The following is a 16,336-nucleotide window of genomic DNA, read 5'->3' as shown; positions in this document are numbered from 1 at the left end:
TCGGGGCTGGCGGACGTGACATCAGGCGAAGCGAGTGCGGAGGCGGCAAAGCCGTTGCCTGAACCGGCCGTCTCGGACATGCCCCTGCTGCGGATCGAGGGCGTCGCAAAATCGTTCGGCAATTTCCGTGCGGTCGAAAGGCTCTCGCTCGATATCCGCGCCGGCGAGTTCTTCGCGCTGCTCGGCCCGAGCGGCTGCGGCAAGACCACGCTGCTGCGCATGCTCGCGGGCTTCGAGACGCCGGACGAGGGCCGTATCCTGCTCGCCGGCGGCGACATCGCCCAGGTGCTGCCGCATGAGCGGCCCGTCAACATGATGTTTCAGAATTACGCGCTGTTCCCGCATCTGTCGGTGCGCGACAACATCGCCTTCGGGCTGAAGCGCGCCGGCATGGCGCGTCGCGACATCGCGGCCCGCGTTGCGGAGATGGTGGCCCTCGTCAAGCTCGAGGGGCTCGAGAAGCGCAGGCCCGACCAGCTGTCCGGCGGACAGCGGCAGCGCGTTGCGCTGGCGCGCTCGCTGGCGCGGCGTCCTCAGGTGTTGCTGCTCGACGAGCCGCTCGCCGCGCTCGACAAGAAGCTGCGCGAGAGCACGCAAGGAGAGCTGATGGAGCTGCAGCGCCGGCTCGGCATGACCTTCATCATCGTCACCCACGATCAGGAAGAGGCGATGACGATGGCGGGCCGGATCGGCGTGATGGATGCCGGCCGTCTGGTCCAGGTCGCCACGCCGCGCAATCTCTATGAGGCGCCTGCCTCGCGCTGGATTGCCGAGTTCGTCGGCGACATCAATTTGTTCAACGGCCAGGTCGCCGCCCGCGAGCATGGCCGCCTGACGGTCTCGACCGCGGACGCGGGCCGGCTCGTGGTCAGCGAGTTGTGGCCGCCGGTGACCAAGGAGGCCGTCAGCGTCGCGATCCGTCCCGAGAAGGTGAAGCTGTCGCGCCGCGCGCCAGCAACGGATGAGAGCGGCTCTCACGCGATCAACCGGCTGGAGGGCGTCGTCGTTGACGTCAATTATCTCGGTGGTGTCACGAGCTATCGGGTGAAGCTGGAGTCTGGGGCGCTGGTGCGCTCGTCGATGGCCAATACCGCGCGGCTCGACGTCGATGCCTATCTCGCCGGCCAGCGCGTGGTGGCGTGGTTCACCGCCGACGATTGCCTGGTGCTCGAGCAATGAGCGCGCGCCGCATCTTCGCCCGGCCGGCACGGTTTGCCGCGATCGCGCCCTATCTCTGGATGGTGCTGTTCTTCCTGGTGCCGTTCGGCTTCGTGCTGAAGATCAGCCTGTCGCAGACCGCGATCGCGCAGCCGCCCTATACGCCGGTGTTCGATTTCACCGATGGCCCCGCGGCGCTGGCGGCCGCGTTTGCGCAATTGTCGTTCGACAATTTCCGCCTGCTGCTGCAGGACAATCTGTACATCCTGTCCTATCTGCGCAGCCTCGTCGTCGCGGTGACCTCGACGCTGATCCTGCTCGTGATCGGCTACCCGATCGCGTACGGCATGGCGCGGCTGCCGCAACGCTGGCAGGGCGTGGCGATGATGCTGGTGATCGTGCCGTTCTGGACCTCGTTCCTGATCCGCATCTATGCCTGGATCAACATCCTGCAGCATGACGGCCTGCTCAATAAGATCCTGCTGGCGCTGCATATCGTGTCATCGCCGGTGGTCTGGTTGTCGACCGACAGCGCGATGTATCTCGGCATCGTCTATTCCTATCTGCCGTTCATGATCCTGCCGCTCTATGCGACGCTCTCGAAGATGGATGCGTCGCTGTTGGAGGCCGCAGGCGATCTCGGCGCCTCGCCGCGGCAAGCGTTCTGGCTGGTGACGTTCCCGCTGTCGCTGCCGGGCGTCGGCGCCGGCGCGCTGCTCTGCTTCATTCCGATCGTCGGCGAGTTCGTGATCCCCGATCTGCTCGCCGGCTCCAACTCGCTGATGATCGGGCAGGCGTTGTGGCTCGAGTTCTTCACCAACAAGGACTGGCCGGTGGCGTCCGCCGCCGCGGTCGCGCTGCTGCTTTTGCTGGTGCCGCCGCTCGTGCTCTACGACCGCCTGCAACGCCGCCAGCTTGGGAGCAACCGCTGATGGCAGGCAACGCCACCAGGCTCACGCGCTTCAACATGACCTCGCTGGTGCTCGGGCTGGCGTTCCTCTATCTGCCGATCGTCATCCTCGTGATCTACTCGTTCAACGCCTCGCGGCTGGTGACGGTGTGGGGCGGCTGGTCGCTGCGCTGGTACCACGAGTTCTTCAACGACCGCGCCATGCTGGAGGCAGCCTGGATGAGCCTGTCGGTCGCAGCGGTGTCGGCGACGCTTGCGACCCTGCTCGGCACGCTGGCGGCGGTCGGGCTGGCGCGGGGCGAACGGTTCCGCGGGCGGGCGCTGTTCTCCGGCATGCTGTATTCGCCGCTGGTCATGCCGGAGGTGATCTCCGGCCTGTCGCTGCTCCTGCTGTTCGTGGCGCTCAACGCCGAGCGAGGCTTCTGGACCGTGACGATTGCCCACACCACGCTGACGATGTGCTTCGTCACCGTGGTGGTGCAGTCGCGCCTGACCGCGCTCGACCGCAGCCTGGAGGAAGCCGCGATGGACCTCGGCTGCGATCCGGTGCGCGCGTTCCTGCTGGTCACGCTGCCGCTGATCGTGCCGGCGATCGTTGCCGGCTGGATGCTGGCCTTCATCTTGTCGCTCGACGATGTCGTGATCGCGAGCTTCACCACGGGGCCCGGCTCGGCGACATTGCCGATCCGGATCTATTCCGAGGTTCGGCTCGGCGTGAAGCCCGAGATCAACGCGATCTGCACGCTTGTGATCGCGCTGATCGCCGTGATCATCGTGATCGCCTCGTTCGCCTCGAAGCTATCGAGCGCACGCGGCGAGAGCGCCGCGCCGCTCTAGATTCTTGTTTGACGCGTTTTCTTCACGCGAACCGGCGTCCACTTCGCTCGAAAACGCTCTGAGACCTCACGACTTGACGGCGCCGGCGGTCAGCCCGCCCACCATGTAGCGCTTGAAGGCGTAATACACCGCGGCCGGCGGCAGCGCGTAGATGAAGCCCGTGGTCATCAAGAGCTCCCACGGCGAATCGTCGGCGGCGAGGAAGTTGCCGAGCGCGACCGGCAGCGTGATGTCGGTGTCCTTCGACAGCAAGAGGAACGCGTAGAGATATTCGTTCCAGGCGAGCAGGATCGCATAGGTGCCGACCGCGACCAGCGATGGCATCATCAGCGGCACATAGACCAGGCGGAACAGCTGCAGCGTGGTGGCGCCGTCCATCGTCGCGGCCTCGTCGAGCTCGACCGGCAGCTTGTCGGAGGCCTGTTTCAGCACCCAGATCGCGTAGGGCGCGGCGATCGTCACCATCGCCAGGATCAGCGACCAGTGATTGTTGAGCAGGCCGTAGGTGCCCATGGTGCGGTACATCGGCACGGCGAGGAACGCCGCCGGAATGAAGTAGGTGAACAGCGCCAGGTTCATCACCGCGCGGCCGCCCGGCACCCGCAGCCGCGAGATCGAGAACGCGGCGGCGGTGGCGATGAACAGCGTCAGCGCGCCGACCGCAAGCGCAATCACGGTCGAATTCCAGAACTGGATCCAGAAGTCGCGCAGGAAGTAATGCTGCTGGTGGAACACGATCGAGAAATTGTGGAACGTCGGATGCGTCGGCCACAGCTTGCCGGCGAATGCGTCCTCCTTCGGCGAGATCGCGAACACGAACATGTGGTAGATCGGGATCATGGTCCAGATGAAGACCGGGATGCCGATCAACAGCAGCTTGGCCTCGGTGCCGACTTCGCGGAGGGTAGGCAGCTTCATCGCGACAACCGTTTCATCATGTAATAGACCAGCGGCAGCACGAACGGCATCGCGCAGACGATCGAGGCCATCGCCAGCGAGAGCTGGTCGAGCCTGAGATAGCGGATGCCGAGCGTCGACAGCACGTGGGTGAGGTCGGCGGGCCCGCCGCCGGTGAGCAGATAGACGCTGTTGAAGTCGCCGAGCGTCCAGATCATCGAAAGCAGCGTACAGGTGATGTAGAGCGTCTGCATCGACGGCCAGGTGATGTAGCGGAATTTCTGCCACCAATTGGCGCCGTCGACGTCGGATGCCTCGTACAGATCGTGCGAGATGGCGAGCCGCCCGGTCAGCAGGATCAGCGTCCAGAACGGCAGCGATTTCCAGATGTGGACGCCGATCGCCATCGCGAGCGCGACCGCCGGATCGTTCAGCCAGTTCGGGCCGTCATCACCGGTGAACTTGAAGATCAGCTGGTTGACCACGCCCCATTCGGGATTGAGCATGAAGCGCACGGAGAGAATGGTCGGGATCGACGGCACCGCCCAGGGCAGGATGAAGATCACCGACAGCCATCTGATCCACGGCCGCTGTTGGGCAAAGAAGCCGGACAGGAACAGCGCGATCAGCATCTTGATGTTGATGCCGATGACCAGGAAGATCAGCGTGTTGACGGCGGCACGCGCGAAGATCGGGTCGTGATAGAGCGCGACATAGCTCGCCGGATGGCGCGCCAGCCACAGCCCGTAGCAGACCGGATAGACCACGAAGGCGAGGAAGACGAGCAGATAGGGCGCGAGCAGCACGATGCCCCAGACCTGCGGCGGCGACAGCCGCGCCGACAGCGGCGGCGAGGGGACGTCGGATGCGGAGAGTGTGATCGCCATTCGGTTACTCTAAGAGCGAGATATCGCCTACGACCTATCCGTCGTCCTCGCCTAGTGCGCCGTTGCGCACGGAGCAGGGACCCATAACCACCGGCCTTCGTTGTTACACGAAAGCCGATGACCAGCATCATTCAAAACGACCGCCGCGGCGTATGGGTCCCTGCTTTCGCAGGGACGACGAATACATACGTTCGCGGCGGCCAGCATCGTTTACGTTACCCCGCGACCTGCTTGATGCGGGCGATCAGTTCGTCGACGGCCTTGTCGACCGGCACCTTCTCGCTGACCACGCGGTTCATCGCCTTGGCCCAGACGTTCTCGTTGTTCAGGATGGTGAACTTCCAGTTCTTGGTAAAGTCGAACGGCGCGGTGCCGCCGGTGAACTGATTCCACACCGCCTTGCGATGCCGGTCGGCCTGCCAGAACGGGCTCGCCTGGCTTGCCTTGGTCACCGGGAACCAGCGGCCGAGCGCGCCCTCGACATAGGGCCGCACGTTGTCCTCCTGCATCAGGAACGCGATGAACTGCTTGCCCTCGGCCTTGTTCTTGGCGTTGGCGAAGATCAGCCCGGTCTTGACGTCGGAGCGGTACTTGATGGTCGAGCCGTCTGGTGCCTTCGGGAAGGACGCCGTGATGATGTCCTGCTCATAGGCCTGCTTGCCGGCGGCGCGCTGCGCGTCGGTCAGCGCCGGGTTGGTGGAATCCTCGAACCACTTCGCCGCGATCGAGATCGTGAAATTGTGGGTCATCACGATCGTCTTGTTGTGGAAGGCGACGTTGTTGTCCGGGTCCTTCCAGGTCGTCGAGGAGGGCGGCGTGCAGCCCTTGATGTAAGTGTCGGTGTAATCCTTCAGCGCGTGGATCAGGCCGTCGCGCACCTTGGCATCGTCGACCAGCAGCTTGCCGTCGTCGTCGACCAGCTTGACGTGATAGGCGTCCATGAAGGTGTAGAACGACTGGAACGAGTCGGTGGATTCGACGCCCATCGGCTGGCCGACGCCGTAGGTGCGCTGGCCGGTCGCCTTGCGGATCGCCGGCTGCACTTTGTCGCACCAGAACGTCCAGTAATCCTCCCATTTGGTCGGGATGTCGGCGGCCTTAAAGCCGGCCTTCTCCAGCATGTCGCCCCAGATCTGGACGTGCATGCTCTGCTGCTTCAGCGGGAAGCCGTAATAGGATTTCTTCTTGGTGACGTCATTGTAGAGCAGGGCGGCTTCCAGCGTGTTCGGCGCGAACGCGTCCTTCATCGGCAGCATGATGTCGGAGAGATCCTCGAGCTTGCCCTCGAAGGCCCACTTGCCCTGCGCCAGCACATCGTAGGTGTCGGAATAGGCGACGTCGGGCACGGTGCCGGAATCGAGCGCAGCGACCGTCTTCGGAATCATGTCCTGGATCGCGTATTGCGACAGTTCGACCTTGATGCCGGTCTTGGCTTCGAATTTCTTGATCGTCTCGAGCAGCGCGTCGTCTTCGGACTTGTAGAATCCCTTGCCCCACCAGACCGTGATGGTCTTGCCCTGGGCCAAAGCAGGTGCCGTGGCCGCGAACAGTCCGACCGCAGCGACCGCGAGTGATAGCGCACCGATAACCTTGGATCTCACGTTGTTCTCCCTCATGGCGCCGGTTTTTTAACCGGTTGGATAAAACACTAGCGCATGCCCGTGACCTGATAAAGATGTCGCATCGACGACTTCTGTAGGGGGCTCGCGGCAGGGCGTGGATCAGTCCCGGTGCATCGATGCGGAAAGTGAATGGATCGATCAGTTCGACTTCGCATTGTCGGCTGCCGTCGCCGGTGCGCTGGCGGGCGCGCCGGTCGCAGCATCCGCTGCCGGCTGCCGCGCGGCTCCGCCGGTGAAGCGCTCGATCACCGAGCGCACCGCGTCGCGGGTCTTGCGATCCTTCACCGCATCGAGCAGCGGGGCGGACGCGGGCGAGCGGCGGATCAGGCTTTCCGGATCGGGGAAGATCAGCGGATCGTCCCACGGGCCCTGGATCACGAAAGGCAGATCGAATGCGTTGCCGCCGGCGGACGTCGAGGTCAGGCTGGCGACGCCCTTGAGATCGTATTCGCGCGACGGCACCGATGCGGTGCCGGTCAGCGTGATCTTCGCGGTCGGGCTCTCGACCCGGATGTCATCAGCGGTGGCGACGCCGTCGGCGAATTTCACCGAGATGCTGAGATTGTCATAGGGCGTCGAGCCGGAGCGGAAATTGCCGCCGCCGGACAGCGGCCGCTTCTCTAGCCGCTTCAACAGCTGCTCGACATTGAAGCCGGCTATCGCGCCGTCATGCCCGTTCAGCGTAGCGGTGCCGTCCAGCGATGACGCGAGCCCGAACGGGCTCGAGCCGGAGGCGGTCAGCGAGACGTTGAGGTTGCCGCGGCCGGACAGCTTGTTGATGCCGAACAATTCGCTGGCGCAGGCCTGTAAATCGACATCGGTGAACTGGAACTGGGCCCTGACGTCGGCGACCGCATCGGAGCGCGCGATTGCGAACGAGCCTTTGGCGATGCCGCCATACATCTGCGCCTCGCCGACGCTGAGCGCGAGCGCGCCGCCGCGCAGATTGGCGCCGAACGCGGTGCGGCCGAGCTTGGACGGGCCGACCGTCACCTTGGCGGCCGACAGGCGCATGTCGAGATCGGTCGACGACAGCGAGGTCAGGTCGAACAGCTGCCTGTTCCAGTCGCGCTGGCCGCTGGCCAGAAGGCGGAACGTCGAGATGTAGGGCGTGAAATCGAGATTGCCGGCGGCAAGCGTCGCCTGCAGCGTCTGCCGGCCGTTATTGGCATAGGTCATCACGCCCTCGGCGACATTGCCGTCGAGCTCGACATTGACATTGGTCAGCGCGACCGAGCCGCCGACCACATTGGCGCGGGCTTTCAGGGCGAAGCGGCCGAACCCGCCACCGCCGCCGGGCGGCGCCTGCCCCATCCAGCGCAACGCGTTGCGCAGCGACGGTGAGTCCATGGTGGCGACGCCTTCCATCATCAGGCTGGTGCGGTTGGCGACGGTTCCGTCGAATGCGACCTTGAGCGGCGCGCTGGCGAGCCGGGCCTTGAGGCCGGAACGGTCGCCCGACAGCAGCGCGACGAAATCGCTGGCGCTGATCGAGCCGTCGACGCGCTCGCCGCGCCAGTCGAACTGGCCGGTTGCGGCAAAGGAACGCGATATGGAGGGCCAAGCCAACGAAAGATCGATATCGCCGAGCTGCTCGGAGATGTTGTTGGTCCCATCCTGGTAATTCAGCTCGCCGTCCTGGATCCGGATTTCGGAGAACGACACCTGGTTCTCGGCGCCGGGCGTCATCGCCTTGGCGATGGTCTCGACGAACGGTGTCCAGTTGCTCTCGCCGGCGCCGTCGCGGACCACACGGATATGCGGCCGCAGCATCATGACGTCGGCAATCTCGAACCGCCGCAGCAACAGCGGCAGCAGGCGCAGATTGGCGGTCAGCACATCGACCTGCAGGGCGGGACCGATGGTATCGGCGCCCTTCAGCCCGACATTATGAAAGGAGACATAGCTGCCCGGAAACACGGAAACATCGATCGGGCCGTTGACCACCAGCTCGAGCCCGGTCACGGCGCGAATCTGCGCTTCCACCGCGCGCTGCAGCGCGTCCCGGTTGAGGAACCACGACGTTCCGACCAGTCCGACGAGCGCCAGGCCGAAGAGGGCCGCAATCGGCATCCCCAGGCGCTTAATTCCTTGGGCCATCGTCAATGACATATCCGGGTCGGGTTGAGTTTTGTGGGGTCGTCGTCGAACACTGCCGGCTGCGCGATGGTAGCCGGTGCCAACCCACGCAACTTGAAGGGTTTTCTTGTCGCTTTCAAGGCCATGTTGCTGCCGCGGGCGGCCGCCGGTCGCCGTACGGGCCGTGATTGACGCGCTGCGAAGATTCCGCCTAATAATCCGCTGGTCACAGCCGTTCCGCGCCCTCCATCAGGTATTTGCTGCATGAACAAGGTTTATCCCGACGCCAAATCGGCACTCGATGGTCTCCTCAAGGACGGCATCATGATCATGTCGGGGGGCTTCGGCCTCTGCGGCATCGCCGAAACCCTGTCGGACGCGATCCGCGACTCCGGCGTGAAGGGGCTGACGGTCGTCTCCAACAATGCCGGCGTCGACGGCATCGGCCTCAGCCGGCTGCTGGAAACGCGCCAGATCAGGAAGATGATCTCGTCCTATGTCGGCGAGAACAAGCTGTTCGCCCAGCAATATCTCGCCGGCGAGCTCGAGCTCGAGTTCAACCCGCAGGGCACGCTGGCCGAGCGCATCCGCGCCGGCGGCGCGGGCATCCCGGCCTTCTACACCAAGACCGGCGTCGGCACGCTGATCGCCGAAGGCAAGGAAGTGAAGGAATTCGACGGCGAGAAGTACATCATGGAACGCGGCCTGTTCGCCGACGTCGCCATCGTCCACGCCTGGAAGGGCGACACCGCCGGCAATTTGGTCTACCGCAAGACCGCGCGCAACTTTAACCCGATGATGGCCACCGCTGCCAAGGTCACCGTCGCCGAGGTCGAGCACCTGGTGCCGGCCGGCGAGATCGACCCGGACCACATCCACACCCCCGGCATCTTCGTCAAACGCATCATCGAGGTCGGGACCGGCAAGAAGCGGATCGAGTTCCGCAACACCCGCCCGCGTCCCGCCGCTTAAAACCCAACTCTTCAGGAGAGCCTCATGGCCTGGACCCGTGAACAGATGGCCGCCCGCGCCGCCAAGGAGTTGCGCGACGGCTATTACGTCAATCTCGGCATCGGCATTCCGACGCTGGTCTCGAACTACATCCCCGACGGCATCGACGTCAGCCTGCAGAGCGAGAACGGCATGCTCGGCATGGGCCCGTTCCCCTATGAGGACGAGGTCGACGCCGACCTCATCAACGCCGGCAAGCAGACGGTGAGCGAGCTGCCCTCGACCAGCTATTTCTCCTCGGCCGAATCGTTCGGCATGGTGCGCGGCGGCCATATCGACCTGTCGATCCTCGGCGCCATGCAGGTGGCGCAGAACGGCGACCTCGCCAACTGGATGATCCCCGGCAAGATGGTGAAGGGCATGGGCGGCGCCATGGACCTCGTTGCCGGCGTCAAGCGGGTCGTGGTCGTGATGGAGCATTCCGCCAAGGACGGCGCCAAGCTGCTCAAGCAGTGCAACCTGCCGCTGACCGGCGAGCGCGTGGTCGACATGGTGGTCACCGATCTTGCGGTGTTCACCATCGACAAGCACGGCAAGGACGGCATGGCGCTGATCGAGCTCGCCGACGGCGTCACGCTCGACGAGGTCAAGGCCAAGACCGAGGCCGAATTCCGCGTCGCGCTGAAGAACACCTGAGATGTGTGGTGCGGGACGATCCTCGATCCGTCCCGCACGATCCGCCGACGCTACCTTCATCGCCCGTATCGTGCTGGCCGCGCAGCGCGGCCCGTTGTCGCGCGGCTGGACCGACATCGCGCTGGATCGTCCCGAGCCGGAATGCCTCGACTTCATGGCGCGGCTCGCCATTGCGCGGGTGCGGTCATGGTATCACGTCGCCCATTTCCTGATCGCTGAGGTCGATGGCGTGCCGGCCGCTGCGCTGTGCGCGCTGCCCGCGTCCGGCACCGTCGTCGCGGCCCGCGCCGCGATCGCGGAGGTGGCGCCACAGATCGGGGCCGATCCGGCCGCCATCGTCGCGCGCGGCGGTTATGCCCGCAATTGCTGGGTTCAGGGCGGCGAGGGCGACTGGCTGATCGAGCATGTCGCAACCGAAGCGTCGCATCGTGGCGGCGGCCTGGTGCAGGCCCTGATCGGTCGCGCACTCGCCGACGGCAAGGCCGCGGGCTTTGCGCAGGCGTCGATCTCGTTCGTGATCGGCAACGAAGCGGCCGAGCGCTGCTACGCCCAGGCCGGTTTTTCCTTCGCCGAGGAGAAGCGCGACACCGCATTCGAGGCACTGACCGGCGCGCCGGGCTTCCGCAGATTTGCGCGCGGGATGTGAGGGGCGGCGCGCGGCCACACACACCGCCGTCGTCCTGGCGAAAGCCAGGACCCATATGTGGACGGCCCCCGTGGCACAAGAGCTGTTTGGTGAGATCGGATCGCTTGCATCCATATGTCCGGCCTTTTGAGTGCGATCGAATGGATCGCTGGCCAAGATGGTTTGCGCGATGCGAGTTCCAAACAACCACGCGACCTGTTGGCGGCCGATGGGTCCTGCGGACTGTCTCGCATCGTTGCTCGATCGATCGCTCCATCTGCTCTTGCAGCTCCGGTCGGTCGGCGAGCGAGCCCGCCGGCTGGCCAATCTATTAGGCGGCGGCTGTCATGGGATTCATCCGTGCCGCCTCGTAACTCTCGCCCGTCGCCATCAGCTTCCAGGCGATGCGGGCCACTTTGTTGGCGAGCGCCACGGCCGCAAGCTTCGGCGGCTTGCGCTTGATCAGCGCCAGCAGCCAGCGCGAGTGATGACCGCGTCCCCGCCTCGCCTGCTGGATCACCGCTGTGGCCCCGACCACCAGCAGACGGCGCAGGTCCTCATCGCCCGCCCGCGTGATCTTGCCAAGCCTGGTCTTGCCAGCGGTGGAGTGGTCCTTGGGTGTCAATCCCAGCCAGGCCGCAAAATGACGACCAGAACGGAACGCGCGCGGATCAGGTGTCTTCATCACCAGCGCGGTTGCAACGATCGGACCGACCGAGGGGATCTGAGCCAAGCGCCGGCCCGTGGCATCGGCGCGGTGCCAGGCCATCAGCTTGGCCTCAATCGCCTCCAACTCACCCTCGAGCCTGATGCGCTCCCGGCCCAGCACCACAAACAGCTCGCGCGCCAGAACGGGAAGCGTCTCGTCCTGCGCGATCCGCGCCAGCAGTGGTTCGATCGCGTCCAATCCCTTGGGTGCGATCAGGCCATACTCCGCCGCATGGCCGCGTATCGTATTGGTCAGCTGGGTGCGCCGGACGATCAATCCGTCGCGGACACCCATCAGCATCAGCGCAGCCTGCTGCTCGGCCGTCTTCACCGGCACGAAGCGCATGCTCGGCCGGCTCATCGCTTCACACAGACCTTCTGCATCCCGCCCGTCATTCTTGTTCCGCATCACGTAGGGCTTAACCAATTGCGGTGCCATCAGCTTCACCTCGTGACCGAGCTTGGAAAGCTCCCGCGCCCAATGTTGCGAAGCCCCGCATGCCTCCATCCCGATCACGGTCGGCGGCAATTTGGCGAAGAACTCCAGCACCTGTTTGCGCGACAGCTTCTTGCGCAGCGCCACCTGCTCCCTCGCATCAACCCCATGCAACACAAAAATATACTTCGACGTATCAATCCCAATGCGGATAATCTGGTTCACGGACGGCTCCCATGTATGAGATCTAGACAACCTCATTCTGGCACACTGATGCCGTAGGGGGCCGTCCACACCATCAACCACCGAATTTGCTTGTGAACGGGATCGCGGCCGCAGCGCCGCGCAACAATTGAGATTTGGGGTAATGGGTCCTGGCTTTCGCCAGGACGACAATGGGATTCCGATTCACATGTCAAACAGCCTGTTCAGTGTCATCACCCGCGAAAGCGGGTGATCCAGTATTCCAGAGACGCCGCTGCTTGAGCCGAGAGGCCGCGGCGTACTGGATCGCCCGGTCGAGCCGGGCGACGACAGGTGTGGATGAGGACGCAGCTTCGCATTCTCGCGACCGAGCGCGACATCAATGACGAGCGCAAGCGCGTCTCGGTGACCTATGACGCAGCCGTCAACGTCGCGCTCGGCGCCGGTGATTATGTCGCGGTCGCGATCTATGCCGAGGGCCAGAAGGTCGAAAAGCCGTTCTCGGTCGCCGCCGGCAAGCGCCAGACGCTGGAGATCAAACCGTAGATCGATACGGCGTTGCTCGTCGCGCGTATCTCGGTTCAAGCATTCCGGCGCGCGCGCCGGAATGCTTGACGATCATGCGGTGGGCCGTAGGAGTTTCTGCCGTCTCACGACGCTTCCTGCGGGACCGCGGATGGCGCTTCCTCGCCCTTGAGCTCCTCGAGGCTGCGGTGCCGCGGCTCGATGCCGAGCGCCCATACCGTGATGATCTGCACGATGAGCAGCCCGATCATCAACGCCATCACGCCGGCGACGCCGCGCGCTTCGAACAGCATCACGACCAGGAACGGCGTCACGATGGTGGCGCCGCGGCCGAGCGTGTTGACGATGCCGGACGCGCGCAGCCGCACCTCGGTCGGGAACAGTTCGGGAATATAGATGCCGAACAGCAGCGCGACCAAAACGTAGATCGGCACGGTCAGCGCGAAGCCGACCGCCGGCAGCAGGAACGGATCCGAGATCATCGGATAGATCACGCCGAGGATGATCGTGGTCAGCGACGCGCCGATGATCGTGGGCTTGCGGCCCCAGCGGTCGGCAGTGAGGGCGCCGATCGCCGAGCCGATCGGCGCGCCGAGCGCCATCAGCAGCGAGTAGCCGAACGAGGTCGCGACCGAGAGGCCCTGCTTGATGAAGAACACCGGCAGCCAGGTCACGAAGCCGTAGAGCAGCGTATTGATGGTGATCAGGCAGATCGCGCCGACGATCATGCGCGACAGCAGCGGCGCCGTGAACAGGGTGGCGAGATCGGGCGACACCGGCGCCTTCGTTGCCGCGGCCGGAGCCGGCAAAGGGCGGCCCTGAGCTGCTTCCTTCTCGATCGCCTGCATCAGCGCCTCGGCCTCGGCAGTGCGTCCCACCGCCTCCAGCCAGCGCGGCGATTCCGGCAGCGACTTGCGCAGATACCACACGATCAGGGCGCCGACGCCGCCCAGCACGAACATCGCGCGCCAGCCGAACAGCGGGACGACGACGGACGCCACCAACAGCGCGACCGGCAGGCCGGTCACGACGCAGACCGCGGTGAAGCCGAGCCACTTGCCGCGGCTTCGCGCCGGCACGAACTCGGTCATCGTGGAATAGCCGACGACGTTCTCGGCGCCGAGGCCGACGCCCATCACGAAACGGCAGGCAATCAGGAAAGCCATGCCCGGCGCAAACGCCGCCGCCAGAGACGCGATGCCAAAAAGCAGCAAATTAAACTGGTAGGTGAAGCGCCGTCCGTAACGGTCGCCGAGGAATCCGGTGCCGAATGATCCGAGCATCATGCCGACGAAGGTCGCGGAGATGAACGCGGCGTTCTCGGCGAGCGTCGAGAACCCGGTCTTCAGCGTCACGCCGAGCACGGTGCCGGCGATATAGATGTCGAAGCCGTCGAAGAACATCCCGATCCCGATCAGGATCATGATCCGGCGATGGAATGGTCCGATCGGCAGCCGATCGAGACGGCTCCCCGCGTTGACCGATGTCGACATGTACGCTCTCCCCTTGACTGTTTCCTCGTGGATGCGGCCCGCCATCTGTGGGCGTTTGCCGCTCTTGACTGTTGTGGCTAGTTCAAACGGCGCTGGCTGGCCGTGTCGCGGTACCAATCGAACGGCTGTTCGTGGGTCGCGACCATCACGCTCTTGGTGTTGAAATGGTCGTCGAAGCTTTCGGTGCCGCATTCGCGGCCGATGCCGGAATCGTCGACGCCGCCCCAGGGCGAGGCCGGATCGAGCCGGTGGTGGTCGTTGATCCAGACGATGCCGGCCTTGACCGCGGCGGCGACGCGATGGGCGCGCGCAACGTCGCGGGTGCGAATGGCGGCGGCTAGGCCGAAGGGCGAGTCGTTGGCGAGCCGGAGCGCGTCGGCCTCGTCCTTGAACGGGGTCACCGAGGTGAAGGGACCGAACACCTCCTCCTGGAAAATCCGCATGTCGGATTTGACGTCTGCGAACACCGTCGGCTCGACGAAATAGCCGTTGTCGTGACCCGCGACCTTGGCCGCCACGCCGCCGGTGAGGAGCCGCGCGCCGTCTTCATGGCCATAGCGCGCATAGGTGAGCACGCGGTCGCGCTGCCGCGCCGAAATCACGGGCCCAAGCTGGGTGTTCGGATCGAAGGGATCGCCGATGCGGATGGTGCGGGTCTTGGCCTTCAGCTTTTCGACGAACTCGTCGTAAATCGAGGCCTGCACGATGTGGCGCGACGCGCAAACGCAGGTCTGTCCGGCGCCGATGAAGGCGCCGAATGCGGCATAGTTGACGGCGCGGTCGACGTCGAAATCGTCGAATATCATCACCGGCGTCTTGCCGCCGAGCTCCATGGTCTGGTGCGCGAACACCTTCGCCGCAGCACTTCCCGCGATGCGGCCCGCCTCGGTGCCGCCGGTCAGCACGAGCTTGTTGATGTTGCCGTGCTCGGCCAGCATCTTGCCCGCGCTCTGGCCGAGGCCGAGCACGATGTTGAAGACGCCGGGAGGCAGGCCCGCCTCGCTGAAGATCTGGGCGAGCTTCAGCGTCGTCAGCGGCGTGTATTCCGACGGCTTGACCACAGTGACGCAGCCGGTCGCCAGCACCACGGCAAGCGACTTGCAAAGGATCATCAGCGGATGATTGAACGGCGTGCAGTTGGCGACGATTCCGATCGGCGTACGCAGCGTGTAGTTCAGATAGGAGCCTTCGACCGGGATGACGGAATCACGGCGCGACAGCGCCACGCCGGCGAAATAGCGGAAGAAATCCGGCAGCCGCGACAACTGCGCGCGGGTCTCGTTGACCGGGCGGCCGTTGTTCAACGTCTCCAGCCGGTACAGCGTGTCGAGATTGGCTTCGAACGCGTCGGCGAGCCTGTTGACGAGCCTGGCGCGCGCGCGGGTATCCATTCCGCCCCATGCCTTTCCTTCGAACGCCGTGCGCGCGCTCTTCATCGCGCGGTCGATGTCTTCGGCGGTCGAATTCGGGATCCGGGCGATGACGTCGCCGGTCGCGGGATTGCGGACGTCCAGCAGCTCGCCGTTTCCGGCCTCGACCTCGCGTCCGTCGATGAAATTGCCGTGGATCTCGACGTCGATCGTCGCGGGCTTCGACGGAATATTCATGCTGACCTCTCTTCGACGATGACGGCGTTGCGCTTGAGCGCCGGCAGGACGCGCTTTTCGGTGGCGGCGATGTGCGCCTTGATGATGCGGGCCGCGGTGCGCCCCTCGCGCTGCTGCATGGCGTCGATCAGGGCGACGTGCTCGGCCACGAGCTTCGCCGGGTCGTGGCCCTTCAGGTTGGAGACGCTGACGCGCACCAGCCGGTCGGCCTGACCGATCAGGTCGCAGAGCGTCGTCGCCATCCGGCGGTTGCCCGATGCGTGCGCCAGCGCAGAGTGGAAGCCGCGATTGTAGGCGATGAAGTCCTCATGGCTGCCGGCGAAGCGGCGGAATTCATCGAGCGATTTCAGGGTGCTGTCTGGCGCACTCTCGATCGCTTCGGCGACGCAGGCCGGCTCGAGCGCCAGCCGAAAGCGCAGCAGATCGCGCGCGTCGGACAGCGAGATCGGATTGACCCGGTAGCCCTGGCGGGGCTGCACCGTCACCAGATGCTCGCGTTCGAGCCTCAGCAGGGCGTCCCGGACCGGCTGGCGGCTGACGGCGTAGCGCTCCGCCAGTTCCTGCTCCCGCATTTCATCACCCGGCGCGAAGTGGCATGATAAAATATCAGACCGAAGATTCTCGTAGATATTGTCGCGCAAAAGGATCATTTGGCTCAGGCTCCTGCTATTAAACTGCAGTTTGTGAAATATCACGTCAAG

At 64.7% G+C, this 16,336-nt stretch carries 15 protein-coding genes; 7 read left to right on the top strand and 8 right to left on the bottom strand.

All coding sequences use genetic code 11. The features are described 5' to 3' along the window. Positions 1-78 precede the first annotated feature (78 nt). Genes HAP48_RS09230 through HAP48_RS09220 form a run of 3 tightly spaced genes read left to right on the top strand, consistent with a single transcriptional unit; the run spans position 79 to position 2,905 of the window. The gene (locus tag HAP48_RS09230; protein WP_420869893.1) at positions 79-1,179 is read left to right on the top strand and encodes an ABC transporter ATP-binding protein; all 1,101 of its coding nucleotides are present in this window, start codon (positions 79-81) and stop codon (positions 1,177-1,179) included. Further along, positions 1,176-2,090 carry an ABC transporter permease gene (locus HAP48_RS09225; protein ID WP_166214025.1) on the top strand — a complete coding sequence of 305 codons (915 nt, stop codon included), beginning with the start codon at positions 1,176-1,178 and terminating at the stop codon, positions 2,088-2,090. The genes HAP48_RS09230 and HAP48_RS09225 overlap by 4 nt, the downstream gene beginning before the upstream one ends. Next, on the top strand, positions 2,090-2,905 hold the full coding sequence (locus tag HAP48_RS09220; protein WP_166214026.1) for an ABC transporter permease: 816 nt from the start codon (positions 2,090-2,092) through the stop codon (positions 2,903-2,905). The genes HAP48_RS09225 and HAP48_RS09220 overlap by 1 nt, the downstream gene beginning before the upstream one ends. A gap of 66 nt (positions 2,906-2,971) precedes the next feature. On the opposite strand, the gene HAP48_RS09215 is transcribed toward HAP48_RS09220, so the two are convergent. The 4 genes from HAP48_RS09215 to HAP48_RS09200 form a co-directional block, all read right to left on the bottom strand. Continuing rightward, a complete protein-coding gene (locus HAP48_RS09215) occupies positions 2,972-3,823 on the bottom strand; it encodes a carbohydrate ABC transporter permease (RefSeq protein WP_166214027.1) in 852 nt (283 codons plus the stop codon). Next, on the bottom strand, positions 3,820-4,689 hold the full coding sequence (locus HAP48_RS09210; RefSeq protein WP_029085534.1) for a carbohydrate ABC transporter permease: 870 nt from the start codon (positions 4,687-4,689) through the stop codon (positions 3,820-3,822). The genes HAP48_RS09215 and HAP48_RS09210 overlap by 4 nt, the downstream gene beginning before the upstream one ends. A gap of 215 nt (positions 4,690-4,904) precedes the next feature. Beyond that, complete coding sequence (locus HAP48_RS09205) at positions 4,905-6,290, bottom strand: ABC transporter substrate-binding protein (RefSeq protein WP_166214028.1); 1,386 nt, start codon at positions 6,288-6,290, stop codon at positions 4,905-4,907. Between the two features lie 159 nt (positions 6,291-6,449). After that, entirely contained in the window at positions 6,450-8,411 is a 1,962-nt protein-coding gene (locus tag HAP48_RS09200) for an AsmA family protein (protein ID WP_166214029.1), read from the bottom strand. Between the two features lie 243 nt (positions 8,412-8,654). On the opposite strand from HAP48_RS09200, the gene HAP48_RS09195 reads away from it, so the two are divergent. The 3 genes from HAP48_RS09195 to HAP48_RS09185 are packed head-to-tail and all read left to right on the top strand — an operon-like array spanning position 8,655 to position 10,683. Then, the gene (locus HAP48_RS09195) at positions 8,655-9,362 is read left to right on the top strand and encodes a CoA transferase subunit A (protein ID WP_166214030.1); all 708 of its coding nucleotides are present in this window, start codon (positions 8,655-8,657) and stop codon (positions 9,360-9,362) included. A 24-nt stretch (positions 9,363-9,386) separates the two neighbouring features. Then, entirely contained in the window at positions 9,387-10,037 is a 651-nt protein-coding gene (locus HAP48_RS09190) for a 3-oxoacid CoA-transferase subunit B (RefSeq protein WP_166214031.1), read from the top strand. A 1-nt stretch (position 10,038) separates the two neighbouring features. Continuing rightward, positions 10,039-10,683 (top strand): GNAT family N-acetyltransferase, encoded by a 645-nt coding sequence (locus HAP48_RS09185; protein ID WP_166214032.1) that lies wholly within the window; start codon positions 10,039-10,041, stop codon positions 10,681-10,683. Between the two features lie 310 nt (positions 10,684-10,993). On the opposite strand, the gene HAP48_RS09180 is transcribed toward HAP48_RS09185, so the two are convergent. Continuing rightward, positions 10,994-12,031, bottom strand: coding sequence for an IS110 family RNA-guided transposase (locus HAP48_RS09180; protein WP_166211463.1), 1,038 nt, complete (start codon positions 12,029-12,031; stop codon positions 10,994-10,996). A gap of 318 nt (positions 12,032-12,349) precedes the next feature. Between HAP48_RS09180 and HAP48_RS09175 the strand changes: the two genes are divergently transcribed. After that, positions 12,350-12,556, top strand: coding sequence for a hypothetical protein (locus tag HAP48_RS09175; RefSeq protein WP_166214033.1), 207 nt, complete (start codon positions 12,350-12,352; stop codon positions 12,554-12,556). 104 nt (positions 12,557-12,660) lie between these two features. Here the strand turns inward: HAP48_RS09175 and HAP48_RS09170 are convergent, their stop codons facing one another. The 3 genes from HAP48_RS09170 to HAP48_RS09160 all read right to left on the bottom strand — a co-directional run bounded on the left by HAP48_RS09170 (position 12,661) and on the right by HAP48_RS09160 (position 16,285). Then, positions 12,661-14,028, bottom strand: a complete 1,368-nt coding sequence (locus tag HAP48_RS09170; protein WP_166214034.1) for an MFS transporter — start codon at positions 14,026-14,028, stop codon at positions 12,661-12,663. Positions 14,029-14,105: 77 nt separating this feature from the next. Then, the gene (locus HAP48_RS09165) at positions 14,106-15,635 is read right to left on the bottom strand and encodes an aldehyde dehydrogenase (RefSeq protein WP_166214035.1); all 1,530 of its coding nucleotides are present in this window, start codon (positions 15,633-15,635) and stop codon (positions 14,106-14,108) included. Then, positions 15,632-16,285: a GntR family transcriptional regulator gene (locus HAP48_RS09160; protein ID WP_166214036.1), complete on the bottom strand. Its 654-nt coding sequence runs from the start codon at positions 16,283-16,285 to the stop codon at positions 15,632-15,634. The genes HAP48_RS09165 and HAP48_RS09160 overlap by 4 nt, the downstream gene beginning before the upstream one ends. Positions 16,286-16,336 lie beyond the last annotated feature (51 nt).

This window comes from Bradyrhizobium septentrionale, assembly GCF_011516645.4.
In the GTDB taxonomy this organism is placed as follows: Bacteria; Pseudomonadota; Alphaproteobacteria; order Rhizobiales; family Xanthobacteraceae; genus Bradyrhizobium; species Bradyrhizobium septentrionale.
The sequence above is the reverse complement of the archived record's forward strand: the minus strand, read 5'-3'. Positions and strand labels throughout refer to the sequence as shown.